This window comes from Crocosphaera sp. XPORK-15E (assembly GCF_034931425.1).
Classification (GTDB): Bacteria; Cyanobacteriota; Cyanobacteriia; order Cyanobacteriales; family Microcystaceae; genus UHCC-0190.
Genome location: NZ_JAYGHQ010000011.1, coordinates 217,712 through 244,300 on the forward strand (window position 1 = coordinate 217,712; position 26,589 = coordinate 244,300).

A 26,589-nucleotide genomic window follows, 5' to 3' on the forward strand; every position below is an offset into this window, starting at 1 on the left:
TTGCCTCTTATTAAATTTCATCAGGATTAATCCCTAATTCACGCAACTTTTGAGCTAATTTTTGAGCGCGTTCCCTTTCTAAATTAAGCTGTGTTTCTGCTTGTTGTTTAGCAAGTTTTTCTTGTTCTTTTTCTAATCTTTCCTGTAAAGCAGATTCTTGGGGGGTATAAATTAACTCACCTTCGGGATTAAAATAGCGTAATTGATTCTCAAAAATACCTAAATATAATCCTAATTGCTGACTCCAAAGATATCCTTTTTCATTGCAATCAATTGGTTGATATTGTCCCCCAATTAAGATAAATCCTTTAAATTCTAAGGTATTAGGATCAAACCAGAAATATTCGGGAGTCCGAAAGGTGTTTTGATATAAATCTTTTTTCTTGGTACGATCAATATTCGCCGTAGAATCTGAGAGGATCTCAATAATTACGTTAGGATATTTTCCCCCTTCTCCCCACACAACCCAACTTTTACGGGGACGTTTTTCCGTATCTAAGACTAAGAAAAAATCTGGGCCGCAGAAATCCCTTTTTTTCAGTTGTTGTTCATTGTAATAAATCGTCAGATTACCAGAAGCATAATAATCATTTTTTTCTTGCCATAACCAGTCTAAACAAGTTAATAAAAGGATTATTTGTTGTAGATGTAAGTCACTTTCCAAGGGGGGTTCATCACTCCATAAATCAGTGGGAGGACAAGTTATTTTAGAAGCAGTGTCTAGGGTTGTCATTGGTGTAACCCATTAGATTGTTGAATTAATGCTTATTTATTCTATCATCTCGTTTTAAAATTTAGGTTAATTTACCCAATTTATTAAACAATTTTCCAGCATTTTTAAGTCTGGTAATGCGGTTTGTGCGCCTTCTTTTGTGGTAGTTAATGCCCCAACAATTGCCCCCCATTTTAAGGCTTCTTTGAGGGGTAAACCTCGATCTAAAGAGGCTGCTATTCCCCCATTAAAGCCATCACCTGCCCCAACGGTATCGACGGATTTAACGGCAAAAGGTTTAAGAAAATCTCGCTCTTTTTCCGTTGCATAAAATGCCCCATTTTTTCCTAGTTTGATTACCACAATTTTTACACCTTTTTCGAGAAAAATATTAGCAGCTTTATTAATCTTTTCTTGATCATTTATTTCAAAACCAACTAATCGAGCAGCTTCTGTTTGATTGGGTGTAATAATATCAATTAAAGAATAAAAACGATCAGGGAAGTTATCAGGAACCGGGGAAGGATCAAGCATTACTGTTACCCCGAACTTTTTAGCGGCGATCGCAGCAGCTTCTACTGCTTCTAAAGGAATTTCTAACTGTAGCAATAAAAGACTGGTTTTAGGTAAAATATTATTGAGGCGGTTCACATCAGATTGATCAACCTTACCATTAGCCCCAGGAACAACAATGATCGTATTTTCTCCCCCTGTTTCCACATTAATCATCCCTACCCCTGACGAGATAGTTTTATCAATAAAAACCCCTTGAGTATTTACACCAAAATCATTTAAACCAGCCAATAATTCTTGTCCAAAACTATCAGCACCAACCCGTCCCACCAAATAGGTTGATGTCCCCAGTCGCGCTGCTGCAACGGCCTGATTAGCTCCTTTTCCACCCCCCAGGGTGACAAAATGATCCCCTATTACCGTTTCTCCCGGTTTAGGTAAACGATGGGTTTGAACCACCAGATCCATATTGATACTACCAAAAATAATAATGCTCATAATTCGTCATGATAAATTATTATAAATTATAATAAACATTAGAACATATCAGCACCTTTAAACAATCGCTGATATCAATAGTATCTATGGTTTCGGTTGTAAGCGAACTTCTCGTCATCTTCTTGTTAATTCTGATCAATGCTATTTTTGCCCTATCAGAGATAGCATTGTTATCGTCCCGTAAAATTCGGTTAGAACAACTGAGTCTCAAAGGAGACAAACGAGCTAAGGTTGCCCTAGAATTAGCCAATGATCCTAACCAAGTGCTGTCAACGGTTCAAATTGGGATTACCCTCATTGGTATCTTAGCAGGGGTTTATGGAGGGACTAATTTATCTGCTCGTCTAACGGTCATTTTACAGCGCATTCCAGGTTTGGCTGTCCATAGTGAGGCGATCGCTTTTACAATTGTTGTTCTGAGTCTTACTTATCTATCTCTAGTCATTGGAGAATTAGTTCCCAAAAGACTCGCATTAAGCAATCCTGAAAGAATTGCGAGTTTAATGGCAATTCCCCTACTCTATGTTTCCCGTTTATTGTACCCTGTGGTCAACTTATTGGGAGCTTCTACCAATCTAATTTTATCCTTTTTAGGAATTGCGACCACGATCACAGAACCCCCTGTGACTCAAGAAGAAATTAAGGTTCTTCTCAAACAGGGGAGAGAGGCCGGAATGTTTAAAAAAGCGGAACATGATATGGTAGAAAGAGTTTTACAACTCGGCGATCGCAAAGTCAGCACTTTAATGACGACTCGTCCCGAAATTATTTGGCTAAATTTAGAAGATTCAGCAGACATTAATCGTCATAAAATCATTAATAGTACCCATACCCGTTTTCCGGTTTGTCAAGGAGGGTTAGATGAGTTGTTAGGAGTGGTTCAAGTGACGAATTTATTATCTGATTGTTTGTCTTGTAAACAGTTTGATTTAACTGCTTCTTTACGACAACCTTTATTAGTTCCTGATAGTACATTGGGCTTAAAAGTTTTGGAATTATTTCAACAAACTGGGAATCATATTGCTTTGGTGGTGGATGAATATGGGGTGATTCAAGGGTTAGTCACTATTAATGATATATTAGAGGCAATTGTGGGAGATATTCCCCGCATTGATCAGACAGATGTTCCGGCAATTATTCGTCGAGATGATGGCTCTTGGTTAATGGATGGTATTGTTTCGATTGAGGATTTTAAGAAAGTTTTTGGTTTCAAGATCATGCCTGGAGAAACTCAAGGAAATTTTCATACGCTAGGAGGATTTATTATTACTTATTCTGGAAAAATACCCAAAACTGCTGATAGTTTTGACTGGAAAAATTTAAAATTTGAGGTCATGGATATGGATGGTAATCGAGTGGATAAAATCTTAGTGACTTCTGTTAGTAAGCAACTCTTAAATCAAACCCCTAATGATATTTATTAAAGCGATGATTACGGTTAATTCTTTGATTTTAGCAGATAGCTCCCAAGGTTTTGAAAAAGATAGTATAGGTTGGCAATTTCAACAGCGACAACAACAAATGGGAGAATGGTTTGAACTCCAATTTAAAAACTTAAATTTTAACTTTCCTGATAATCCCTTACCTAATCTAGAAATTGCTAGTTTTTGGGGAGAATTAATTAAAAATATTACTATTATATTTTTTCTCTTGATTTTAGGTTGGTTTGGCTGGAAAATCATCCAAAGAATAACGCCTTATATTCAAAGCTTTTTAAGTGATTCTCATGCTACTTTGAGCCAGAAAAAATCAGAAATACAAAAACTATCTTCAGAAAAATTATGGCAAAAAGCACAACAATGTCAACAAAAAGGGGATTATTATCAAGGATGTCGTTATCTCTATTTAGCGATGTTACAACGATTAGATGAAACCCAGATCGCAACTCATCAGGAAAGTCGTACAGATGAAGAATATCGACTACTTATCTTAAAATTACCCGATCCAGATCCCTATGAAACCTTATTAGGAATTCATCAACAACTGTGTTTTAGAGATAAAACTGCTTCTCGTTCTTTATTTGAAACCTGTCAACAAGCTTACCAAAGAATTGAGTTATGAAAAATATTTCAAACCGCAAATTTGCTCTATTTATTACTATCATAATTGTAGCTATTATGATAATTACCATTGTAGTTGCTCCCAGCAATAATAAACTTAATAGTGGGTCAACTTATAGTCGTTCTCCTGATGGTTACGGTGCTTGGTATACTTATATGAAAGAACGGGGAACATCCCTAGAAAGATGGCAAAAACCCTTTGAATCTTTATCAGATAAAGATGATATTACCTTATTACAAATTAATCCTAATAATATATCAATAAATTCTTTATACTTCATGGAAGATTGGATAAAAAAAGGAAATAATTTAATTATCTTAGGGGTCAAAGAATCTGTGACTAAAGCTAAATTTACCACCTTTAAAGATAGTCAATTTGGGCAGATTAAAATTGAAACAAGCAGAAGAAATGAAGAAGATGTTAATAAAACATTAGGGGATGAATTTGGGGCAATTATTTGGCAAGAAAATATAGGAAAAGGAAAAATAATTGCAGTTGTTACCCCCCATTTAGGGGCCAATGCTTATCAAGATAGTCCAGGAAATTATGAATTTTTAGCCCAATTAGTCACCCAATCAGGTTATCCTATTTATGTTGATGAATACTTACATGGATACAAAGATAAAGAAGATATCAAAGAAGAAGTCGGAGAAAATATATTTAGTTATTTAAGTAATACACCATTACTGCCGATTTTTGTCCAAAGTTTAGTGATTATTTTATTATTAATTTGGTCTAATAATCATCGGTTAGGTAAAGCTATTACCTTAGACAAACCTAATCTTAATAATAGTTTAGCTTATGTTAAAGCTTTGTCCGGTGTTTTACAAAAAGCGGAAAGTAGTGATTTTGTTATATCAACGATTAATCAAGAAGAACAAAAACAGTTACAAAAAGCATTAGGATTAAATGATAAAAGTCTTAATTCTGAGGGTTTAATTAAAGCATGGGAACAACAAACCGGAAAATCAGTTCAAGGGTTAAGAGGAATTTTAAATCTTACAAATAAGAAAGGTAAAATGAATGATGTTAGTCTAAGAAAGTGGTTAGCAAAGTGGCAAGAAATCAGGAGTAAAATAAACAACTAAATAAAACTATAGTCTGACATTTTTCTGTTATTTATTGTAAACCCCAAACAAATATTATGAATTATCTTAATGCAACTAAACTCAAAAAAAAAGCTTACAATTGGATAGTTATTCATTGGAAAATCTTAACATTTGGTATTATTTTACCTTTGCCAATTTTTACTATTCTTGCTTGGCAAGTCAGGGAAGCTGAAAAGGGATTTTCTTGGGATATTTTCATCTTATTAAAGATTCATGCCACTAATCAACCTTTTTTAGATGAAATAGCTAAAAATATTACAAAGCTTGGTAATTTTGAGGGTATTATCGGATTATTAATATCAATTATTTTATTACTTATTTATCAAAAAAAAAGGCGATATATAGCTTATTTAATTATCACTATTTTAGGTAATACTATCCTAAATATAATGACTAAAATTTTCTTTCATCGTATGCGTCCTTATCTTTGGGAATCATCGTATTATAGACCCCAAGATTTTTCTTTTCCTAGTGGTCATGCAATGGGAAGTATGACATTAGTAATTGCTTTATTAATTTTAACATGGGGAACTCCCTGGCGTTCTTTAGTAGGTATATTGGGAGGTTTATTTGTGTTAGTTATTGCTTGGACTCGTTTATATTTAGGGGTTCATTTTCCAAGTGATATTTTAGGGGGATGGATACTTGCTATTCCTTGGACAATAGGGATGAGTTTATTATTTGATCTTCGTCAATTAAAATGGAATCAAAATTTTAAACTATCAAAATGACTAAAATTGCGATAAAATTACAATAATTATGAACTCATAATAACCCTATGACCATTACTCAAGAAATCTTAATCAATCTTAACCACAATCTTAACAAAATTATTGTTGGTCAACCCCTTGTCATTAAACAGTTATTAGTCGCACTCCTCAGTGGGGGCCATGTCATTCTTGAAGGTGTCCCAGGAACGGGAAAAACCCTTTTAGTCAAAGTTCTATCTAAATTAATTCAAGCAGACTTTAGACGGGTTCAACTAACTCCTGATATTCTTCCTTCGGATATCTTAGGAACCAATATTTTTGATTTCAATAGTCGCAGTTTTACCCTGCAAAAAGGGCCCGTTTTTACGGAAATTCTTCTCGCAGATGAAATTAACCGGACTCCCCCTAAAACTCAATCTGCACTGTTAGAAGCAATGGAAGAACAACAAGTCACTTTAGATGGCGAAACTTTAGTTTTATCTCCTTTATTTTGGGTTGCTGCGACTCAAAACCCGCTAGAATTTGAAGGAACTTATCCCCTACCAGAAGCACAATTAGATCGCTTTTTATTTAAGCTAATTATTGATTATCCCCCCGCAGAAGCAGCTAAACAAATGTTACTTAATTTTCAACAAGGGTTTAAGGGTAAAAAAATAGATTTAGATCAACTTGAAACTATTGCTACTGTCGAAGATATTTTGCAAGCTCGTCAACAAATTCAAAGTATCAAAGTTGATGATAAAATCATTGATTATTTGCTCAATTTAATTGATAAAACTCGTCAACATCCTGATTTAGAATTAGGTGCATCTCCAAGAGCAGCAGTTGCTTGGTTACAAACAAGTAAAGCACAAGCTTGGTTTTCTCAACGAGATTATGTGACCCCTGATGATATCAAAAACATTGCTTCTCCTCTCTTACGTCACCGTTTAATTTTGAAACCAGAATCACAATTAGATGGCATAAAAATTGATGCTGTAATTGCTTCTTTACTCAATCAAGTTCCTGTCCCTAGATAACCATTTAAACTGCCATGATTCCTGCTATTAGACTGTATTTATTATTACTATTTGGCTTAATTATTGGTGGTCTATCTGCCATGATTTTTAAGCCTCAAAGTAGTGTTTTCTTTATCCTTATTTTTGACAGTATTATTCTAGGTTTAGGGATTTGGGATAGTCAACAGGTTAAAAAGTATCAGGTACAAATTACCCGTAACCCCTTATATCGTCTCTCTATTGGTAGGGATAATTTAGTTGAATTGTTAGTTAAAAATAGTGATAGAAATGCACAAATCATCATCAAAGATAGCTATCCTTTAGATTTTTTGGTTTCTACTAATACCTTGAAAAGTGTTTTATCACCCAACAGTAATCAAACCCTAAGTTATACGATTTATCCTAATCATCGGGGGGAATATAACTGGGGAAATATTCAAGTTAGACAGTTGGGAAAATTCAAATTGGCCTGGTATGATTGGAAAATTCCTGCTCAAGAAACTGTGGCAATTTATCCTGATTTAATTGGGTTGCGATCGCTGTCTATTCGTCTTACCTTAGAAGCAACAGGAAGTATGCGTCAAGCGCGAAGATTTGGGATAGGAACTGAATTTTCTGAGTTACAAGAATACAATAAAGGTGATGATATGCGGTTAATTGATTGGAAAGCAACCGCGAGGCGAAATCGTCCTTTTATTAGAATATTAGAACCCGATAAAGAACAAACTTTAATTATCTTACTAGATAGAGGTCGTTTAATGACTTCTCAAGTGCAAGGTTTAAAACGATTTGATTGGGGTTTAAATGCGACTTTATCCTTAGCTTTAGCGGGTTTACATCGAGGGGATAAAGTAGGAATTGGGGTATTTGATAAACAAGTTATGACATGGATACCACCGCAACGGGGACAACATCAATTATCGGTTTTTTTAGACCGTTTAACACCCATTCAACCTGTATTATTAGAACCTGATTATGTAGGGGCAGTTTCCCAATTAGTTCAACAACAAACTCGCCGCGCTTTGGTAGTATTAATTACGGATATTATTGATACAACTGCCTCAGCAGAATTATTATCAGCAATGACAAAATTAACCCCCCGTTATTTGCCTTTTTGTATTGCATTAAGAGATCCCCAAGTTGATACTATTGCTCATACTTCTACCCTAAAAGTTGATGAAGCTTATCAACGTGCAGTTGCTTTAGATTTATTATCTCAGCGTCAGGTTGCTTTTGCTAGATTAAAACAACGAGGTGTGTTAGTGTTAGATGCTCCTGCAAATCAAATTAGTGAGCAATTAGTTAATCGTTATTTACAGTTAAAAGCGAAAAGTTTACTCTGATAAATTTAAGGGAATTTAAGCAGATTTAAACATCAATTAATTAACCAATGTAGGGGCTTAATACTATTAAGCCCACCCTCAATTATGCTGCACATTCAGGGTTTAATTGCACATTCAGGGTTTAAGTGCATATCCAGGGTTTAATTGCATATCCAGGGTTTAATTGCATATCTAGGGTTTAACAGTGTTAAACCCCTACAGGATCATGTTATTAAATCAGTCTAACTCATATTTAATAACGTCGAGATTTCCAATAATTAGGGTCACGATGACAGTGCATTACAGCTAAGATTAAAATATAGTCAGACTCAATTGTATATAATACTGCGTAGGGAAATTTAAGGGTTAAACACCGATGGATATTTTCATCAATTTCAGGGTAGCGTGTCGGAAATTCCCTGATTTTATAAATAGCTTCTTAAACTGAATCAATAAAGGATTGAGCATTTTTTTTTGATTGTTGCCGATAAAATTGAACAGCTTCAGAATATTCATTGATGGCTTCAGGATGAAAAATATATTTCATAAATCTATTAATTTTCTCACTTGGGCGAGTGCTTTTTCCCCATCAATGGCTATAACTGTTCCATTATTAATTTCATCCCGTCGCCTTTGTGCTTCTATTATCCAAAGATTTTGGTTTATTTCATCAACTTCTAACCCTAAACTTTCTCTGATTTTTTCTAGCAGTAGCAGTCTTTGAGCATCAGGTAAACATAAGGCTTCTTGGGTGATTTGTTCAAGCGATCGCATAAATCTATATTTTTAGGAAACTATATTTTTATTATACTTGTTAATTGAAGCAGATTTAAACATCAATTAATTAACCAATGTAGGGGCTTAATACCATTAAGCCCACTCTTAATGTTATATAATATTCTAATGAAACAAGTTAATTACACTAACATGAATGATCAAGAACTCAAACAATACTTTCTTGAACATAAAGACAATAAAGAAGCTTTTTATGCCTATTTAGATCGTAAACAGCAACACCCTAAACAACCGATTATCGGTGTCAATGAATTAGATACCTTAACCCCTGAGCAACAAATTGAATTAATTACTCAACGCCTTCAAGAAAAATTTAATCTGTAATTCCACTCTCCATTAATTCAACAATTAACCCAATGTCGTTCACCTTTAGTTAAAGGGTGGTGGCCACCCTGTCCAACGGTTAAGGTTTAAGGGTTCCCCCTCGAATAAACCAACCCATAACACCGCCCGCGACCGTGGTTAAGGCAATAAAAACAATTTGTCTCCAGTTTTTTAATTCCCCTACTTTTTCGGCTAAGTCAGGGATTTTCTGAATTAATGGCTGTTGTGCTTGTAATGTAGCTTTAATCGTTGTTATTTCTTCTGATTGTTTATCTATTTTCTGGGTAATATCTTTTTGGATAGTCTCTAGTTTATTGTGCATCTCCTTAAACTTCTCATTTGTCTCTTTTTGGTTGCTGTCTATCTTGTTTTCTAGCCTAGAGAACATTTCCTCTAGGGAATAGGTGACGGTAGTGGGTTCGTTCATGAGTTACACTCCTAGTAGTAATTTATTTTTTTTTAATGTCCCCAAGGTGGCCCCCTTGAGGACTCATCTTTATTATCGGTCAATCTTGGATTTACCAGAGGGCGTATGCAATACGCCCCTACAAAAACAGAATTTATCCCACCGTAGGGGCGCAATGCTTGCGCCCAAAATTCTTGCGCCCACCCTCCATTAATTCAAAAATTAACCCAAAAAATTCGATCCGCCAAAGGCGGAAAAAAAAATAAAGGGCAAGAGGGCAATGGTTCGGCAAGCTCACCAACCAGAACAAAGGGCTAAGAAGACCTGGGAAGACCGCACACAACACGCAAACCGTAGCTGTGGTGACGCGCGTTGAAGTTGTCGCGGTAAGCCGAACGGCAGTAGCGCGGATCATCGTTGTACGAACCGCCGCGTATTACTTTTGTAGTAGTTTTGTCATTTTTAAGCCAGACACTTCCATCAGTGGGCGCACCCTGATAATCTTCATGCCAGTCATCAGCACACCATTCCCAAACATTGCCGTGCATATCGTATAAACCGAAAGCATTAGGAGGAAATTGACCAACAGGGGTAGTTTCTTGAGCATTGTAATTTGCTAATGCTTTTGTAATGGTTGCCCCAAAATGGAAGGAGGTGTTTGTCCCCCCACGACAAGCGTATTCCCATTGGGCTTCAGAAGCGAGTTGATAATCCTTTCCCGTTAGTTTAGAGAGTCGCTGACAAAATTCTACGGCTTCATCCCAATTAACCGTTTCTACAGGTGTATCATCCCCTGTAAAGCGTGAGGGGTTGGGCTTCAAATCTATCTTGACTTTCAAATCTGTTCTCAAAGCGATTGCCTTCCATTGCCCTTGAGTTACAGGATATTTACCCATGAAGAAAGGCGGGACAGTGACTTGATGTTGAGGAAGTTCATATTTGCGCGAATCTTGCTCATTTTCAGGAGAACCCATCATAAATGTCCCCCCAGGAATATAAACCATAGCTAAGGTGACATCGTTGCCCAAATTTTCAGTCTCATAGGGAGCCGCGCTGCGTTGCCGTTTAATTTCCTGCCCTTGACTGTTAACCGTGATGACATCAAATTCAAACACAGAGGGCTGTATTTTGGTTTTTACCACCCGAATACCCTTGTCTTGACTATCACTATCCCCCAATGTCCAACAACCTAAGTTTGCATCTTCTCTAGCGCAATAGTTTTCGGTTTCTGTCAGGGTCGGCAATCGGTAATAAAATACAGTAGTGTCTGTAGAATGAGCTTGAGTCAGGGATAACGCTTTGGCACTCAACCAAGCACAAAAAAGCATCGCATTGTACCAACTAACTTGTGTAATTGGTTGTTTAGCAGTTCCCGACGGAAAATGTTCCTCAGAATTTAACCGTTGGTCTACAAATAGTTGATATTCAGCACGGGTAATATAGGTAGTATCAATTTCTAGGTCTTCGTCTATTGCTAATAAATTATTGATGCGCCGCCATAACTTAACTTCTGCTGCTAAGGTGGCAATTTTTGGGTCAGAAGATTCTAAACCCTGTTCTAACATTCTGTCTAGTTGTTGTCTGGTTGCGGGGTCAACCTTTAAACTTTGTTCTTCACAATCTAAAGCCAGACTTAAAGTATAAATCGTGGGATTTTCTATCGCTTTTTGAATCAGATAAGTAGCATCACTTTGGGCAACATAAAGACGAATAGTTTCAGCCCACCAAGGATCTTGAAAATTCTCAAATAGAATATTTTCTTGTTGTAATTCCTTAATTTGGGCTGCGGCTAAATATTCTTGAAAACTCAAGTGAGCAAATTCAAATAGTCCGATTTCTTTCTCTACTAATAAACCGCTAACCTCTTTAATTTGTTTGAAAAATTGTTGAGAACTTAAAACATTTCCAGCGACTCGTTCCAGTTCCGTTTGAATTATTTCTTGTCCTTGAATGGGAGTAAATTCACGGGTTTTATTTTGCATTAAAGAGAGGGCTAAAACTTGTAAAACCGACTTATTTTGTTCTCCTGTTAAAAGGACTTTTATATTCTTTGCTTGTTGTCGCGTTCCTAACAGTAAATCACAAATTTTTTGATAAAGTTCTACCCGACGGCCAGGTAATGCACTACCGCAATAGTGAACCGTTGCTATCATAGTTACTAATAAAGGATTCTTGGCCATAGCTGCGATCGCCGGATTATCCTCAATGCGTGTGATTAAATCATTAGCTAATTTTTCAGCTTCAGAAAGTACGGCCGGTGACGTTCTTCCCGTCCTCATAATCTCATTTTGCCGATACAAACTGATAATAAAGTCCCTAACCTGTTGAGAGTTAAAAGGAAGCACTTCTAAAACCGTTCCCACTCGTTCCACAGGGTTACTCAAATAACCATGAGGTCGGGAAGTGAGGATAAAAACAGTTGTCCGATAAACAGTCATTTGCTGATTAACCCATTGACTGACTTTTTCCCGTTCAATGCTATCAGCAACCTCATCAAGTCCGTCCAACATCACCAAACATTTACCCAATTTTAACTGGTCTTCCAGCCAGTTTGGGGGCAAAATGAGGGGGGGATCGGCCGGCAATTTTTGGATATGTTCTCGAATCAATTGGGGCAATTTGGGAGGGTTTTCTGTTGCGATTTGATGACGAATATTCCGCAAATATAAGAGAATGGGGATAAATTTTGGTGCATTGTATTCTTGATGTTGTTGTTTCGCATAAGTTAGGGTTAAATGCTTTAATAAAGTAGTTTTTCCCGAACCAGGGGCCCCAATTACAGCGAGACGACGATAGGCTGAAAATTGCTTAATATTGCTTAAAAAATCCCAAATTTGGCGATCACCGTTATCTATTTGAGAGGGAATAATTATCCCATGAATATTATCAGGGGTTCCGGTTTTAACTCGCAAAGAAACAAAAACATTTTCTAAATCAAGTGCAGGTAAACCAATGCGAAAACCTTCTATTTTTAATTCCCGAAAGCTATCAATTAAACTATCATAATATTTACGTTGAAAACTGGGGTTTAACTGCCACCATAGTTTGATAGAGAAGGTTTTTAATAGCTTAAATATCCAGTTAGCTAGAGGTTCTTCTAAATTCTCTAATTCTGTTTCAATTGAGTCTAAGGTGAGATTTATTACCCGTGAAATAAACTTGCCAAATATAGCGATAACTAGGGCTAAAATGCTCACTAAAATAGTAATAATTGCTAATTCATATTGACCATTTTTGATTAAAATAATTGTTCCTGCTACTCCACCAACAGAAGTCGGAAAACCTAATAGTTTTAAGAATTTTAAGACCTCTTGAACTCTTTTTTTTCTAGCTTCTTGTCGTGAAGACGGTTGTGTAGGTTGAGGGTTCGGGTTATTTTCTGACATTGACTATATAAGTAATTAAATCATCATCATGAACAATCATTATTTATTGTAGGGTTGAACGGCCGTTGACCCCTACTTCAATAAAGTTTATTATAATTTATAATGAGAAGCAAAAACTTGACTCTGATGAAAGACTTAAAAGAACAATTAAAAGACTGGTATAGTAAAGACTTAGGGGAACGAAGCACCTGGTATTCTCCCGCAGCAGAAGCTTATAATAAAGTGAGGCCCCGTTATCCTCAAAAATTAATTGATAGAGTTGTTGAATTAACTCAGATTACTTCTAATACTAGAATACTTGAAATTGGTTGCGGCCCAGGAATTGCAACCGTCCCCTTTGCGAAATTAGGTTGCTCAATTTTATGTCTTGAACCTAATCTAGATTTTTGTAAATTAGCGCAAAAAAACTGTAAATCTTATCCTAATGTAATCATTAAAAATACATCATTTGAAGAATGGAAATTAGAACCGAAAACATTTGATATTGTCTTAGGTGCAAGTTCTTTTCATTGGATACCACCAGAGATAGTATATACAAAAGCTTTTGCAAGTTTAAAAGACGATGGTTACTTACTTTTACTATGGAATAAAGAACTTCAACCTGATTATGAAGTTTACCAAAATTTAGCTAATATTTATCAAAAAGATGATCCTTCTTTAAAGCGTTATGAAGATAGAGAAACCCAAGAAAACATTTTAAAACAGTTAGGAGAAATGAGTATTGACTCAGGAAAATTTGAAAACGTAATCACAGAAATATTTAACACCGAAGTTAACTATAGCATTGATGATTATTTGCTGCTCTTAAACACTTATTCTCCCTATTTACAATTAGAAAAACAACTGAAGAATGATTTATTTTTAGACTTGAAAAAAATACTTGAAAAAACCTGCGGAGAAAAAATCAAACTTTCTTATCTATCTTCTTTTCATTTAAACAAAAAAAAGTTTTAGTAACAGGAATTTAATATTATGTCACAAGAAATAGAACCCAATTCATTAACTTCTCAAACTACTCCCTATAATCAGTTAAATTTTCAACAGAAACAACAACGATTAAAAGAACTAGCTGTTGTATTTCTTCAACTAGGATTAATTGCTTTTGGAGGGCCAGTCGCTCATATTGCAATGATGGAAGACGAAATCGTTAAACGTCGTCAGTGGCTAACCCGTGAAAAAATGTTAGACTTATTAGGAATTACTAACTTAATTCCTGGCCCTAATTCCACAGAATTAGCCATTCATATTGGTTATGAATGGGGCGGTTTATGGGGTTTGATAATTGCAGGATTATGCTTTATTTTGCCAGCTTTTCTATTAGTTTGGTTTCTGGCAATTATTTATGTTCGTTATCAAAGTATTCCCCAGGTAGAATGGTTACTATATGGCATTAAACCTGTTATTATTATCATTGTTCTACAAGCTTTATGGAAACTAGGACGTAAAGCTATTAAAAATATTCCTACTGCGATCGCAGGAATGTTTGTAATCTCTGCATTTGGTTTAGGAATCAACGAATTATTATTATTATTATTATCTGGTTTATGGGTAATGATGGTAAAAAATTGGCAAAAAAATCAGACTATAGGATTCTTTTTATTTCCATTTTCTTCGCTGATAGCACAAGTTAATTCTACCCCAGAATACTCAGCAAATTGGTGGCGAATTTTTCTATTTTTTCTAAAAATTGGGTCGGTTTTATATGGAAGTGGTTATGTTTTATTAGCTTTTTTACAAAGAGACTTAGTAGAAAGAACAGGATGGTTACAAGAACAGCAGTTGCTTGATGCTGTGGCCATTGGTCAAATAACTCCTGGCCCCGTATTTACCACAGCCACTTTTGTTGGTTATATATTAGCAGGAAATGCCGGGGCGATCGCAGCAACAATTGGCATTTTTATTCCTTCTTTTATTTTCGTAGCAATCATTAATCCTTGGGTCGATAAATTGCGTCAGTCTGCTTGGACAAGCGGTTTTTTAGATGGGGTTAATGCTGCTTCTTTGGGGTTAATGGCAGTGGTTACTTACACATTAGCCAATGCAGCTATTATTGACAGTTTAACGATTATCTTAGCCCTATTAAGTGCTGTAGCTTTATTACATTTTCGGGTTAATTCTGTGTTGCTTATTTTAGGTGGGGGAGCAGTCGGTTTAATTGGGCAATGGTTGGGATAAACAATCAATAAATTTAGTAGAGACAATTCATGAATTGCCCCTACAGGGTTTTGTTGATGTTTACTATCAATTCTTATTGATAATTGTTTGCTTATTAATCCGAATTAATTTAAAAGCCCCTTCTTGACGAATAACCTCATAATCAGAATTGGTTAAACGTAATTTATTGAGATATTTGTCTTCACTAATAATCAACACCGTAGCAGGGCCATCTGTCTTTTTAAAATACTCAAAAGCTGGCCCGTTATCAATGTCTGCCTCTGTAACTGAATCTACAACTTCTTGGGTATAAAATACTAAAGTAGGACGCATAAAACCTAAAAATACAAGTTTTTCCCCTGGTTGTCTTTCTACTTTTACCATCTCTGAAAGTTCTCTTAAAGGGAGTTGTCTTTGATTATCAATAATTTTGGCAACAGGTAAACCAACCCAAGTAAAAAATGCCATAAACCCAACTAAATTTGCTACCCATAACCAACGGCGATAGTTACGGAAAAAGAGTAAAAATAAGGCACTAAATCCAGCAAATGACCAAATAATTCCCCCTTTCATTGCTAGGTTTGAAGCTTGCAATAACTCCTTAAATTGGGGCATCATTATATCTTCCCCAATGAGTTGAGAACTCATAAAACTAGCAGCACCAAGTCCCATTAAAATCCCAATATTAGCAAGTCCACTTAACCAGAATAATAAGGGCCAAATACCTGACTCTTCTTGCTTATTCTCGACTTTTTCGCTCCAAAATAAAGTGATAATAATTGCTCCTGCGGGAATTAAAGGAAGCACATAACCTGCTAATTTTGTAACCGAACTAGAGAAGAATATAAGAATTACTAAAAACCAACAGAGACAAAAGATTCCCAAATGAGTTGAACGGGGAGAATTAACCCATTTTTGTCGCTGCCAAACCCTTAAATTAGCAATTGCTAAAGGTAAATAAATTGACCAAGGTACTAACCCCACTAATATCACAGGAAGATAATAATACCAAGCCCCAGGATGACGACTAACAACACTGGTAAATCGTTGTACATTATGTAAGCCAAAAAATGTATCAATATACTCTTGTCCATGGGCTAATGTAACTAAAATAAACCAAGGAACTGATATTAATAAAAAACTGCTAATTCCTAATAGCCAAGGTGTTTCTTTTACAACTTCAATAAACCGCCCTACATAAAGAAGAAAAATAATAACAGTAATACCAGGTAAAACCAGAGCAACAGGGCCTTTAGCTAATACACCTAAAGCCATAAATACCCAAAATCCTATATACCACCATCTGCCAATTGATAGCCCTAAATACTGCTTAGAATTTGTTTCTGAATAGCCATATCCTAAGAAAAAAGATAACAAAGATAGTGCAATTCCACTGGATAGAAACATATCAGAAACTCCAGTTCTTCCCCAGGCAATCCAAAAAGGATTTAAGGCGATAATTGCGGCTCCAATCAAGGCAGAAAACCACAACTTTTTATCAGAATTTTGGGTTTCATTGGCACGGGAAAAGCCAAAATATCTTAACGTATAAAAACCCAAAATTACCACAGCGATCGCGGCTAAGGCTGAGGGAATTCTTGCCCCCCATTCATTAATACCAAATACCTTAAAAGATAGCCCTACTAACCAATAAGTTAATGGGGGTTTATCAAAGCGCGTTTCTCCATTCCAATAGGGTGTTACCCAGTCTCCTGTAATGACCATTTGACGGGCCGCTTCCACAAACATTGGTTCGGTTTTATCCATTAACCCAATGCTGCCTAAATTGGCAAGAAAAGCCACAAAACTAATTAATAATAACCACAAAGCCGAAAAAATCCAGAGGGTTTTGAGATTTTTTTCCCAGAAATTAAGACCCATATTTTTATCTTGTTCTAAATTTACTTTATTCATCATGAGAAAATCATTTAAGAGTTACGATATTTTTTACTAATAAGTTTTAACAAAGTTACGCAAAAGATAAATCCTAGATATCCGATACATAACCCTCCAATTAAATCGGTAAACCAATGAATATTTAAGTAAATACTGGCCCAACCCATCATGGAAACTAAAATTGTCGAAGCAATATAGAAATAAATACCCCATTTAGGAAAATAAAAAGAAACTAAATAGGAAAGATACAAATAAAGCATAAAATTCCCAGAAAGATGGCCACTGGGAAAGCTTTTTCCATGAACATCAATCACCCCTGGAGCGGGACGAATCCGCCCAAACCAAGGCTTCAAAATCTTGTCAATTAATAATAACACCCCTAGGGCTGATATTGCCAAAACTTGGGCTTCTTTCCAATAGCGTTTCCAGCATAAAAAAGCTAAAATACCAATTACAATAAAGACGACAACTTCCGCTTCTCCCAAAAAATAAGATACCCTAGCAAGTATCATTAAACTAGGATGATGAAAGTGGCGAACCCAATCTAAAAAATTTCTATCCCAACCATCTAAATTCCCTGAAACAACTTCTGCTGTCAGCCAAATAAACAATAGTAAAATAACAATAAAAAAGAATAAATTTTTATTGATTTTATCTAACGGATATTGTCTCAGTTTCAGCTTCATAGTTTTAGGAGATTAAAAAATAATAGGTATCATCATATAATAGCACTGGACTTTGAAAACGGCTTTATCTAAATTTAACCTAAACTGACTATATTGTAAGAAAGCTAAGATAAACCTCTGAAACATCAACTAATTAAATAATTCTCATAAGATAAAGTAATGAAACAGTTAATGCACCGTACCAAAATTGTTGCAACCATTGGCCCTGCAAGTAGTTCCTCCGAAATTCTCAAGAAAATGATCAACGCGGGCATGAATGTGGCCCGTTTAAACTTTTCCCATGGCAGTTATGATGATCATGAACGCATCATCAAGTTAATTCGGTCTGTTTCCCAAGAATTAGAAACTCCTATTACATTATTACAAGATTTACAAGGGCCAAAAATTCGGATTGGGCAGTTATCCAATGGTCAAATATTCCTTAAAGACGGAGACTCTTTAACTTTAGTTCCCATTGCGGAATATCATAACCAACCTAACACGGTTTCCCTTGATTATCCTTATTTAGCAGAAGAAGCACAATTAGGGGCGCAAATTCTCTTAGATGATGGCTTATTAGAGTTACAAATCCAAGAAATTAAAGGATATTCTGTTATCTGTAAAATTGTTGAGGGAGGTATCTTAAAAAGTCGCAAAGGGGTTAATCTTCCTAGTTTAGATTTGCGTCTTCCTTCCATGACAGAAAAGGATAAAAAAGATTTAGATTTTGGCTTATCTCAAGGTATTGATTGGGTATCTTTGAGTTTTGTTCGCAAAGCTGAAGACATTCGCACCCTCAAAAATTTATTGATAGAAAAAGGTCATTCTGATGTGCCTGTAATTGCTAAAATTGAAAAACCTCAAGCCATTGAAAACCTAGCAGAAATTGTGGATGAATGTGATGGATTAATGGTAGCACGAGGGGATTTAGGTGTAGAAATGAGTCCAGAAAAAGTGCCTATTTTGCAAAAAAGAATGATTAAATTGTGTAATTTTCGGGGTAAACCTGTGATTACTGCAACACAAATGCTTGATAGTATGATTAATAATCCTCGTCCGACTCGTGCAGAAGCAAGTGATGTTGCAAATGCGATTATTGATGGGACAGATGCTGTCATGTTATCAGGTGAATCTGCAGTAGGAGATTATCCAATTAAAGCCGTAGAAATGTTAGCAAAAATTGCTAAAGAAGTGGAAAAAGATCTCCAATTTCCTAATCTTCCCCCATCGGATAAAGATGAAACTCGCGCTTTAAGTGAAGCCTTAAATGTTATTGACAAAACGTTAGATTTACGCTATATAGTCGCCTTTACCACATCAGGATATACGGCATTAATTGCCTCAAAAGAACGACCATCCGTTCCCGTTATTGCTATTACTCCTCATGTCAAAGTTTATCATCGTTTAAATTTAATTTGGGGAGTAATTCCGATGCTAATTAATGATGAAGTTGATTCCTTTGAACAATTAGTTAACCAAGCAGAAAATTGTTTAATTCAGAAAGATTTAGTTTTACCAGGAGATAAAATTTTAATCATGGCCGGTATTCCTACTAAAAAAGCTAAGGGAACCAACTTTTTGAAAATTCATACCATTGGGGAATAGTATACCAATTAATTTATGTAGGGGCAATTCATGAATTGCCCCCACTGCTGTAAAGTTAGGACATTTTTCTTTTCCCATTCCCTAATACCAAATCTGCCTTACAAAGTAGAGTTATTAAAACCGACAAAACTCCGTAGAGACGTTGCAGGCAACGTCTCTACTTTGATAACCGGATTTACTATAACATTAGTGCATCTGAAAAAAACGCATTTTACTAGGCTTAACGAAAACTTTTTCCTGGGTTTTAAGATTCAACTGATCAAATTTTTCTCGACTAAGATGGGCGACAACTTCATGACTATCTTCTAATTCAATTTCTGCTTGAATTTCCCATCCTAAATGAATAATTCTCTTAATAATTCCCCAAGTCCCCTCACCGTCTTCTTGATGGGAAAGACTGAGTTCATGGGGACGTACAAATATCTCTGAAATATTATTACGAGGACTAGAGTTTGAGAGTAAATTACTGGTTACAGGTAAGACATTAACTTCCCCAATAAAGTTGATCACAAATGGAGTTGCAGGATGTTCATAAAGTTCTTCAGGAGTTGCTACCTGTTCAATACTTCCTTGGTTCATGACGACAATTTCATCAGCAACTGCCATGGCTTCTTCTTGGTCATGGGTGACGAAAACACTGGTAACATGAACATTATCATGAAGACGGCGCAACCAGGCCCGCAATTCTTTTCTGACTTTAGCATCTAATGCCCCGAAAGGTTCATCTAATAATAAAACTTCGGGTTCTACAGCTAATGCTCTGGCTAAGGCTACCCTTTGTCTTTGTCCCCCTGATAATTGGGCAGGATAGCGATCACCGAGTCCCTCTAATTGAATTAATTCTAACAGTTCATTGACCTTAGCTTTAATCCCTTTTTTTACACGACCTCGTAATTCTAAACCAAAGGAAATATTTTGACGCACTGTTAAATGTTTAAACAGAGCATAATGTTGAAAAACAAAGCCAATATTGCGCTTACGAATATCTAAATGAGTGGTATTTTTCCCATTAATAATAATTGATCCTGTATCTGGGGGTTCCAGTCCGGCAATCGCTCTTAAAAGGGTAGATTTGCCTGAACCGGAAGGGCCTAATAAAGCCACTAATTTACCTGGTTTAATCTCCAAATTAATGTTATCCAGGGCTTGAAATTGACCGAATTTTTTGGAGACTTGACTAACAATAATACTCATGATTTAATTCCTTGAACTAAGATTGATAAATGTCTTCGTGTTAGTAATGGGGTGATCAACACATTTTCTCCTCACTCCCTCACCCCTGTGCGATGTGAGAGAATTTCTTTGAAAATGAGGGTGACAAGGGCGAGAAGGGCAAGAATCACCGCCGCACCAAAGGCAGCTTCTGTTTGATAATTTTTGTAAGCCAATTCCACAAAAATAGGCAATGTAGCTGTTTTCCCTAAAATACTCCCTGATACCACTGCAACCGCCCCAAATTCCCCCATTGCTCGTCCATTGGTCAGTAATACCCCATAGAGTAAACCCCAACGAATACTAGGGAGAGTGACACGCCAGAAAATTTGCCAATCTGTAGCCCCAAGGGTTCTGGCAGCTTCTTCTTGCTCAGATCCCATTTCTTCTAAAACGGGAATGACTTCACGAGCGACAAAGGGTAAGGTTACAAAAATAGTAGCTAGAACCATACCAGGTAAAGCAAAAATAACTTTTACCCCTATTTGCTCTAAAAATGGGCCAAACCAACCATTACGACCATAGACTAACACCAACATTAAACCCGCAACCACAGGAGAAATGGAAAAAGGTAGGTCAATAATACTAATTAAAAAGGTACGTCCTGGAAAACGTTTACGGGCCAACACCCAAGCCGCACAGAGTCCAAAAACAGTATTCAGGGGAACGACAATCAGGGCGATAATGACAGTTAATTGCACCGATGCTAGAAAATCTGTCTTTTGAATTGCCCCCAAAAAAGGGCCCAATCCTTTATGTAATGCTTCATAAAATACAGCTACTGCCGGAATAAATAAGACTAATAAAAGATAAGTAATTGCCACAAAAATCAAGACAAAAGGAACATATTTACTCACTGATGTTTTAGTTTCTTCCATGCTCTTTAAGCCTCATCTTACTTGATAACGTTGTCCCCACTGTTGCAGCCAATTAATGACCAACAACATTAACAAAGAAACTAACATCAGAACTGTGCCGATAACCGTTGCTCCTTCATAGTCATATTGTTCCAATCGTTGAAAGATTAAAACAGGGGCAATTAAATCATTAAAAGGAATATTAGAAGCAACAATTACCACCGAGCCATATTCTCCAATAGCGCGGGCAAATCCTAGGGAAACACCTGTTAAAATCGGGGGAATTAAAGGGGGCAAAAGAACTCGCCAAAAAGTCTGCCAGGGATTAGCCCCTAAACTCCAAGCAGCTTCCTCTAATTCTGGTTCTATTTCTTGTAAAACAGGCTGTAAAGTTCTTACGATAAAGGGGAAAGAAATAAACAACATGGCAACAAAAACCCCTAACCTAGTAAAAGCAATTTTAATACCAAATGGGGCAAAAAATTGACCAATCCATCCCTCCTGACTATACACTGTTGCTAACACTAAACCTGCGACAGAAGTGGGTAAAGCGAAGGGTAAATCAATACAAGCATCAATCAATTTTTTGCCAGTAAATTGATAGCGAACTAATACCCAAGCCACTAAAGTTCCCATCACTCCGTTAATCAAACCAGCGAATAAAGCAGTTAAAAAAGTGACGTTATAAGCAGATAAAGCAACAGGATCAGTGGCAATTCTCCAAAATTCTGAAAGTCCTAAGGTTAAGGATTTACTAATCAGAGCAATGGTGGGAATTACCAAAAGAATCAACAGATAGCTAAGGGTAATAATCCAAGGCAGGGAAATTTTAGAGGGAAAAAATAATCTTCGTTTCAAAGGAACTGTTTCAGGTTGAATTGTCATTTTTGATTGCTGATGATAAATCATAAAAAATTACCAGCCATCATATTCTTCGTTAGAATCATCCCAGATGATGATGTTGTTTTCTCTAAGAGAAAGTAGGGCATTTTCAATTTGTTGATATTCCCCTTGAAGTTCCAAATCAAACCAGCCGCTTCCGTTGCCATTTTGACCTAACATTGCTCCCACAATACTAATTTTGAGATGATAAAATGTTGCTAACTGAGAGATAATTGGGTCTTGGTGATATTCTGGGGGAATTTGAATTTTTATGCGCCGTTCAATTTGTCTTTTTTGTTCCACAATTTCAGAGGACATAATTTACTTTCTCCACAATTAAAGAGTCTAAATAATGAGATTGTAAGACAGAACAATCTTACTTTTTATTGATCTTTGACAACATTTTGTCGAAGGTTGCACCATCTTCAAAAAATTCATCCTGAATTTTTGTCCATCCCCCTAAATCTTTAACTGTAAAAAGATTTTTAATAGCCGGATATTGTTGGGAAAATTCTTTGGTAACTGTTGGATCGACGGGACGAAAACCAACTTTTGCAAATTCCCTTTGAGCTTCAGGAGTAAAGAGAAATTGTACAAAGGCCTCAGCCACTTCTCGATTACCATGTTTATCAACATTTTCATCAACCACAGCCACAGGATTATCAATAGAAATGTTGTAGTCTGTTGGTACAATAAATTTACTATTGTTACCTTTTTGTTTGGCTAAAATCACCTCATTCTCATAATTTATCAGCACATTTCCCTGACCTTGTTTATAAAAAACATCGCTGGCCTCACGAGCATCTTTCGGCAGTACCGGAACATTTTTAAAGACGTTTTCCACAAATTTCTGAGCTTTTTCCTGGTTTCCACCCCCTTGTGTCACAGATCCCCATAATGCCAAGAAATTCCATCTCGCACCCCCAGATGTTTTGGGATTGGCTGTTATTACCTGAATCTTATCTTTAGCTAAATCAGACCAACCGCTAATTTTAATCTGATCATTACGAGGCACAAGGGCAACCACAGATTTATGAACGATCGCATCATTGGGTAGTTCCGTTTCCCATCCTGGATCGATTAACCCTGCTTTTTCGATTTTTTTCGTATCTAAGGCTAAGGCCAAGGCAACAACGTCCGCTTCTAAGCCATCTATCACGGCGCGAGTCTGGGAACCTGAACCCCCATAACTTTGCTCAAATATGACGGTTTTACCCGTTTTTTGCTGCCATTGCTTCGTAAATTTCGGAATTATCTGTTCATAGGCACTCTGGGTAACTGCATAAGAAACAAGGGTGATTTTAATGGGTTGATCTCCCTGAGTTGTTTGACTAGGGACTGAACAACCAGCGATCGCACCACTAACCATGATTCCCAATCCCATAAAACCGATACAGCGCGAAGGTCTTACCATTGCTTACAACTCCTATTTTGGTCGTAGATGTGTTTCACTTGTTTCTTAAAAATATATTACATGAAATCAAAAAAAATTTCAATACATTTCAAATACATTTTTAACTCAAACTGAGTCTAAAGTAAATTGTGGCATGATAGAAGTGAAATAATAAGCGATCGCAAGTAATCATGGCAAAATCCACCCCAAAGCCTGACTTAAATCTCTTAAAATGCTTAATTGAGCAAAATTTTCTGTTTAGGGGGATGGAAGAAACATGGCTAGGGCAATATCTATCTCCTAGTCTGATTAAAGAAGAAAAGCTCTTTTCTAATCGGCCTATCTATACTGCCTTTCGTCCTAATCAATATATCGATGGGCTATATGTCATCTTAGGAGAGGGGTTAGTCATTGCCAGAAGTGCGCCCCTAGACCGCATTATTTCCATTACCTATCCTGGGAGTTGTTTTGGTATCCGCAGTCTTCCTTTCAGCTTTGGGTTAGCAGCACAGGGGTTTCCCAGTTTGGTCGAAGCCTACAAAACCACCCATATCGTGAAAATTCCCCTAGAGACGCTTCAAACCCTTTATCAAGAGAGTGAGGAATTTCGCCAACGGTATCATTTACTATTTGAATTAAGACAAAAATTTCAATATCATTTGCTTAATTGTAGTACCTATCCCCCCCAAGCAGTTGCATCTTTATTAAGAGCTTTAATCTATCAAGAAAGGGAATTAGGAAACCAACCCAATGAGAAGGGAATCTATCAATTTGATTTGCCCATTGATATCATTGCCCGTGCTTGTCAACTCAATCAAAGAACCGTTGAACAAGTCTTAAAAGGAATGCAAAAAGCGGGATTACTTACCCCTGCTAAAAATACAGAAATATCAGCGGATTTTGTCTGGGTAATTGACCCTGAAGCACTTAAAGAAGTTTATAGTGCTACAAGAGATAAAGTGCCATGGTGGCCATTGCGTTGATAATCATTTTTATTTTGCTTCAAAGAAACAATTTATCCCGTCTCAATTTTGCTCCTAATTCCCATTTAATACGGTTTAAAATTGATGTTTCATCTAAGGATAATAAAATGCTTTTAACGGCTGCTTTCGGCCCATCTGGCCCCCAAGCTGCCCCATTCGCTAAATAACGTTTTGTTACCTGTCCAATGGCATAACAAGACACACCGGCCACACCCCCTTGAGTAATGGCAACAGACATATAAGGAAACAGGCTAAATCCCCCCGTAACTGGTGCAGCTAACCCTAACATTCCTTTGAGGGAACTTAAGCCCAAAGAGGTGAGAAATTCACTCGCACTAATGCCTCCCATACTCACCCCAATTTTTTGTAAAAGAGCGATCGCTCCTTGTTGTGTCATGGAAATCCCATAAAGACGGGATAAAGCTAAAATCATTGCCACATCTATGATCGCTCCTGTTAATAAATCCATCACCGTCACAGGATTTAAGGCGATCGCCATCGCTTTTGTCATCACTGCTTTTTGAATCAATTTATTAGCTGCTTCCTCCCTAATTTCTAACTTTCGCGCCACAATTTGTTCATTCACATCATCCGCATATAACATCGTATTTAAGGCAACCAAAGATTTACCTTCTCGCTGTAAAATTTCCAGAATTTTAAGTTTTAACGGTTCAATATCTGGGGTTCCTCTACGACGTTTTGATTGCAATTTACCTGATTTATCCTGAGTAATTTCTGTCACCAATGGGGAGGCTGCAACCATAACAATTTCTTCAGGGGAAAGTAATTCTTTGAGACGATCATCTCGAATTTTCTGATAAATCGCTAAGCGATCAGCTTCTGGATATTGATCAATTTTATTAAAAGCTAGAATAATGGGTTTTCCTGCCTCTCTTAATTGAGATAAGGCCTCAAATTCTACCTTAGTCATATCCCCGGCAATAATAAACAGAATTAAATCCACTTGTTTAGCCATTTGACGGGCTAAAATTTCCCTTGTTTCCCCATCCACTTCATCAATGCCAGGGGTATCAATTAACTGAATTTGAGAATTTCCCCATCCTGATAAAGCTAACCTTTGCACCCCTTTTATACTATGATCCGGTTGTAATTTCCAGTGAGCAGTATCAATAGTTTGAGTCACCCCATGAAGGGGGCCAGTTTCAAAAATAGCTTGTCCTAATAACCCATTTAAAACCGAAGATTTTCCCCTTCCTACCATACCAAAAGCGGCAATTTGTACCACCGACTGCTCTAATTTCCCTAACATTTCTGTGAGGTAATCTAATTCCATTTCTAGGCCTACTTGTTCTTGAGTGGTTAAATCTAGGTTGTTAACCAAGTTTCTCAGGGTATCTTGTGCCTGTTTATAGTTTAATTCTTCCTGAATAGCTTCAAAGCTTAGAAGGGTTTCATCCAAGTCTTGAAAATTACCTTGATCATCAAAAATTGGCTCAGACATTTTCAACGTGATTTTGACAAGTTTATGATTCTATTATTAATCAACTGACAAAATAAAAGGAATTTGCTATGTTAAAAGCTTGAAGGTATCAAGGATTAAAGCCATTGTGAGTTCTCACCATCGACCAGAAACCACCGCTTATGTCCGCATTATCCAACAGTCTTGGCAACGGGGCCAAATTGAAGGGGAAGTGACGGCCGCTAACTATCAATGGCGGTTTCAGTGGCATTTTCGCCATGGACGGTTATTGGTACAACCTTCCTTGGGACGAGCGTTAATTTATGAGCCTTTAGGACGATTTTTAGAACGCTCTGACTATCAATTAGAGCCTGGGGGAGATTATGAATTTACCTTGCGATCGCAACTTTAGGGGGATTTCTTGACTAAATTGGCAAATTATGAAAATTGAATCTATTGTCCATGAAGCGATCAATGATACTGATAGGGTGATCACCACTGTTGTTATTGATCAAGTCTCTAGTCAATGTATCCTGGCCAGGCTAATAATTAAAGCCCTCGGTAAACCAGGAATCGATAATGATCTCGAAATGCTCGGATCTGGCGATCGCTGGATGATTGTTTGGACACAACCCAAAAGCCAAATTCATCAAACCAGAGAATTGATTACCCAAGCAATCACCTAAAG

26 protein-coding genes are annotated in these 26,589 nt (G+C 36.6%); 13 read left to right on the top strand and 13 right to left on the bottom strand.

The features are described 5' to 3' along the window. Positions 1-10 precede the first annotated feature (10 nt). Both VB691_RS14230 and rbsK read right to left on the bottom strand, forming a co-directional pair. On the bottom strand, positions 11-733 hold the full coding sequence (locus VB691_RS14230) for a Uma2 family endonuclease (protein WP_323292155.1): 723 nt from the start codon (positions 731-733) through the stop codon (positions 11-13). 66 nt (positions 734-799) lie between these two features. Continuing rightward, positions 800-1,723 (bottom strand): ribokinase, encoded by a 924-nt coding sequence (gene rbsK, locus VB691_RS14235; protein WP_323292156.1) that lies wholly within the window; start codon positions 1,721-1,723, stop codon positions 800-802. A gap of 86 nt (positions 1,724-1,809) precedes the next feature. Here rbsK and VB691_RS14240 point away from each other — a divergent pair, with 86 nt between their 5' ends. Genes VB691_RS14240 through VB691_RS14265 form a run of 6 tightly spaced genes read left to right on the top strand, consistent with a single transcriptional unit; the run spans position 1,810 to position 7,944 of the window. Continuing rightward, positions 1,810-3,147 carry a hemolysin family protein gene (locus tag VB691_RS14240; RefSeq protein WP_323292157.1) on the top strand — a complete coding sequence of 446 codons (1,338 nt, stop codon included), beginning with the start codon at positions 1,810-1,812 and terminating at the stop codon, positions 3,145-3,147. Beyond that, on the top strand, positions 3,134-3,784 hold the full coding sequence (locus VB691_RS14245) for a DUF4129 domain-containing protein (RefSeq protein WP_323292158.1): 651 nt from the start codon (positions 3,134-3,136) through the stop codon (positions 3,782-3,784). Before VB691_RS14240 ends, VB691_RS14245 begins: the two co-directional genes overlap by 14 nt. Then, complete coding sequence (locus tag VB691_RS14250) at positions 3,781-4,872, top strand: DUF4350 domain-containing protein (RefSeq protein ID WP_323292159.1); 1,092 nt, start codon at positions 3,781-3,783, stop codon at positions 4,870-4,872. Before VB691_RS14245 ends, VB691_RS14250 begins: the two co-directional genes overlap by 4 nt. A gap of 56 nt (positions 4,873-4,928) precedes the next feature. Then, on the top strand, positions 4,929-5,624 hold the full coding sequence (locus tag VB691_RS14255; RefSeq protein WP_323292160.1) for a phosphatase PAP2 family protein: 696 nt from the start codon (positions 4,929-4,931) through the stop codon (positions 5,622-5,624). A 47-nt stretch (positions 5,625-5,671) separates the two neighbouring features. Beyond that, complete coding sequence (locus VB691_RS14260; protein WP_323292161.1) at positions 5,672-6,622, top strand: MoxR family ATPase; 951 nt, start codon at positions 5,672-5,674, stop codon at positions 6,620-6,622. A 14-nt stretch (positions 6,623-6,636) separates the two neighbouring features. Continuing rightward, a complete protein-coding gene (locus tag VB691_RS14265) occupies positions 6,637-7,944 on the top strand; it encodes a DUF58 domain-containing protein (protein ID WP_323292162.1) in 1,308 nt (435 codons plus the stop codon). Between the two features lie 522 nt (positions 7,945-8,466). On the opposite strand, the gene VB691_RS14270 is transcribed toward VB691_RS14265, so the two are convergent. Beyond that, positions 8,467-8,697: an addiction module protein gene (locus tag VB691_RS14270; protein WP_323292163.1), complete on the bottom strand. Its 231-nt coding sequence runs from the start codon at positions 8,695-8,697 to the stop codon at positions 8,467-8,469. 129 nt (positions 8,698-8,826) lie between these two features. Between VB691_RS14270 and VB691_RS14275 the strand changes: the two genes are divergently transcribed. Then, complete coding sequence (locus tag VB691_RS14275) at positions 8,827-9,042, top strand: DUF6887 family protein (protein WP_416245115.1); 216 nt, start codon at positions 8,827-8,829, stop codon at positions 9,040-9,042. A gap of 79 nt (positions 9,043-9,121) precedes the next feature. On the opposite strand, the gene VB691_RS14280 is transcribed toward VB691_RS14275, so the two are convergent. Both VB691_RS14280 and VB691_RS14285 read right to left on the bottom strand, forming a co-directional pair. After that, positions 9,122-9,469, bottom strand: coding sequence for a hypothetical protein (locus VB691_RS14280; RefSeq protein ID WP_323292165.1), 348 nt, complete (start codon positions 9,467-9,469; stop codon positions 9,122-9,124). A 293-nt stretch (positions 9,470-9,762) separates the two neighbouring features. After that, the gene (locus tag VB691_RS14285) at positions 9,763-12,834 is read right to left on the bottom strand and encodes an SUMF1/EgtB/PvdO family nonheme iron enzyme (RefSeq protein WP_323292166.1); all 3,072 of its coding nucleotides are present in this window, start codon (positions 12,832-12,834) and stop codon (positions 9,763-9,765) included. A gap of 126 nt (positions 12,835-12,960) precedes the next feature. On the opposite strand from VB691_RS14285, the gene VB691_RS14290 reads away from it, so the two are divergent. Both VB691_RS14290 and VB691_RS14295 read left to right on the top strand, forming a co-directional pair. Beyond that, positions 12,961-13,788, top strand: coding sequence for a class I SAM-dependent methyltransferase (locus tag VB691_RS14290; protein WP_323292167.1), 828 nt, complete (start codon positions 12,961-12,963; stop codon positions 13,786-13,788). An 18-nt stretch (positions 13,789-13,806) separates the two neighbouring features. Next, complete coding sequence (locus tag VB691_RS14295; RefSeq protein WP_323292168.1) at positions 13,807-15,009, top strand: chromate transporter; 1,203 nt, start codon at positions 13,807-13,809, stop codon at positions 15,007-15,009. A gap of 66 nt (positions 15,010-15,075) precedes the next feature. Here VB691_RS14295 and VB691_RS14300 read toward each other — a convergent pair whose 3' ends face one another. Both VB691_RS14300 and VB691_RS14305 read right to left on the bottom strand, forming a co-directional pair. Further along, on the bottom strand, positions 15,076-16,902 hold the full coding sequence (locus VB691_RS14300; protein WP_323292211.1) for a glycosyltransferase family 39 protein: 1,827 nt from the start codon (positions 16,900-16,902) through the stop codon (positions 15,076-15,078). A gap of 14 nt (positions 16,903-16,916) precedes the next feature. Next, positions 16,917-17,570: a phosphatase PAP2 family protein gene (locus VB691_RS14305; protein ID WP_323292169.1), complete on the bottom strand. Its 654-nt coding sequence runs from the start codon at positions 17,568-17,570 to the stop codon at positions 16,917-16,919. Between the two features lie 159 nt (positions 17,571-17,729). Between VB691_RS14305 and pyk the strand changes: the two genes are divergently transcribed. After that, positions 17,730-19,154: a pyruvate kinase gene (pyk, locus tag VB691_RS14310; RefSeq protein WP_323292170.1), complete on the top strand. Its 1,425-nt coding sequence runs from the start codon at positions 17,730-17,732 to the stop codon at positions 19,152-19,154. A gap of 186 nt (positions 19,155-19,340) precedes the next feature. Here pyk and VB691_RS14315 read toward each other — a convergent pair whose 3' ends face one another. The 5 genes from VB691_RS14315 to VB691_RS14335 all read right to left on the bottom strand — a co-directional run bounded on the left by VB691_RS14315 (position 19,341) and on the right by VB691_RS14335 (position 23,489). After that, complete coding sequence (locus VB691_RS14315; RefSeq protein WP_323292171.1) at positions 19,341-20,348, bottom strand: sulfate/molybdate ABC transporter ATP-binding protein; 1,008 nt, start codon at positions 20,346-20,348, stop codon at positions 19,341-19,343. A gap of 71 nt (positions 20,349-20,419) precedes the next feature. Further along, positions 20,420-21,244, bottom strand: coding sequence for a sulfate ABC transporter permease subunit CysW (cysW, locus tag VB691_RS14320; RefSeq protein ID WP_323292172.1), 825 nt, complete (start codon positions 21,242-21,244; stop codon positions 20,420-20,422). 12 nt (positions 21,245-21,256) lie between these two features. Further along, positions 21,257-22,108 (bottom strand): sulfate ABC transporter permease subunit CysT, encoded by an 852-nt coding sequence (gene cysT, locus VB691_RS14325; protein ID WP_323292173.1) that lies wholly within the window; start codon positions 22,106-22,108, stop codon positions 21,257-21,259. 30 nt (positions 22,109-22,138) lie between these two features. After that, positions 22,139-22,423: an NIL domain-containing protein gene (locus tag VB691_RS14330; protein ID WP_323292174.1), complete on the bottom strand. Its 285-nt coding sequence runs from the start codon at positions 22,421-22,423 to the stop codon at positions 22,139-22,141. Positions 22,424-22,481: 58 nt separating this feature from the next. Beyond that, positions 22,482-23,489 (bottom strand): sulfate ABC transporter substrate-binding protein, encoded by a 1,008-nt coding sequence (locus tag VB691_RS14335; protein ID WP_416245131.1) that lies wholly within the window; start codon positions 23,487-23,489, stop codon positions 22,482-22,484. A 200-nt stretch (positions 23,490-23,689) separates the two neighbouring features. On the opposite strand from VB691_RS14335, the gene VB691_RS14340 reads away from it, so the two are divergent. Continuing rightward, a complete protein-coding gene (locus tag VB691_RS14340; protein ID WP_323292175.1) occupies positions 23,690-24,481 on the top strand; it encodes a Crp/Fnr family transcriptional regulator in 792 nt (263 codons plus the stop codon). Between the two features lie 19 nt (positions 24,482-24,500). On the opposite strand, the gene VB691_RS14345 is transcribed toward VB691_RS14340, so the two are convergent. Further along, entirely contained in the window at positions 24,501-25,943 is a 1,443-nt protein-coding gene (locus VB691_RS14345; protein ID WP_323292176.1) for a GTP-binding protein, read from the bottom strand. A gap of 106 nt (positions 25,944-26,049) precedes the next feature. On the opposite strand from VB691_RS14345, the gene VB691_RS14350 reads away from it, so the two are divergent. Together VB691_RS14350 and VB691_RS14355 are read left to right on the top strand one after the other, a co-directional pair. After that, positions 26,050-26,313 carry a DUF3146 family protein gene (locus tag VB691_RS14350; protein ID WP_323292177.1) on the top strand — a complete coding sequence of 88 codons (264 nt, stop codon included), beginning with the start codon at positions 26,050-26,052 and terminating at the stop codon, positions 26,311-26,313. 28 nt (positions 26,314-26,341) lie between these two features. Then, complete coding sequence (locus tag VB691_RS14355) at positions 26,342-26,587, top strand: hypothetical protein (protein ID WP_323292178.1); 246 nt, start codon at positions 26,342-26,344, stop codon at positions 26,585-26,587. The last annotated feature ends 2 nt before the right edge of the window (positions 26,588-26,589 follow it).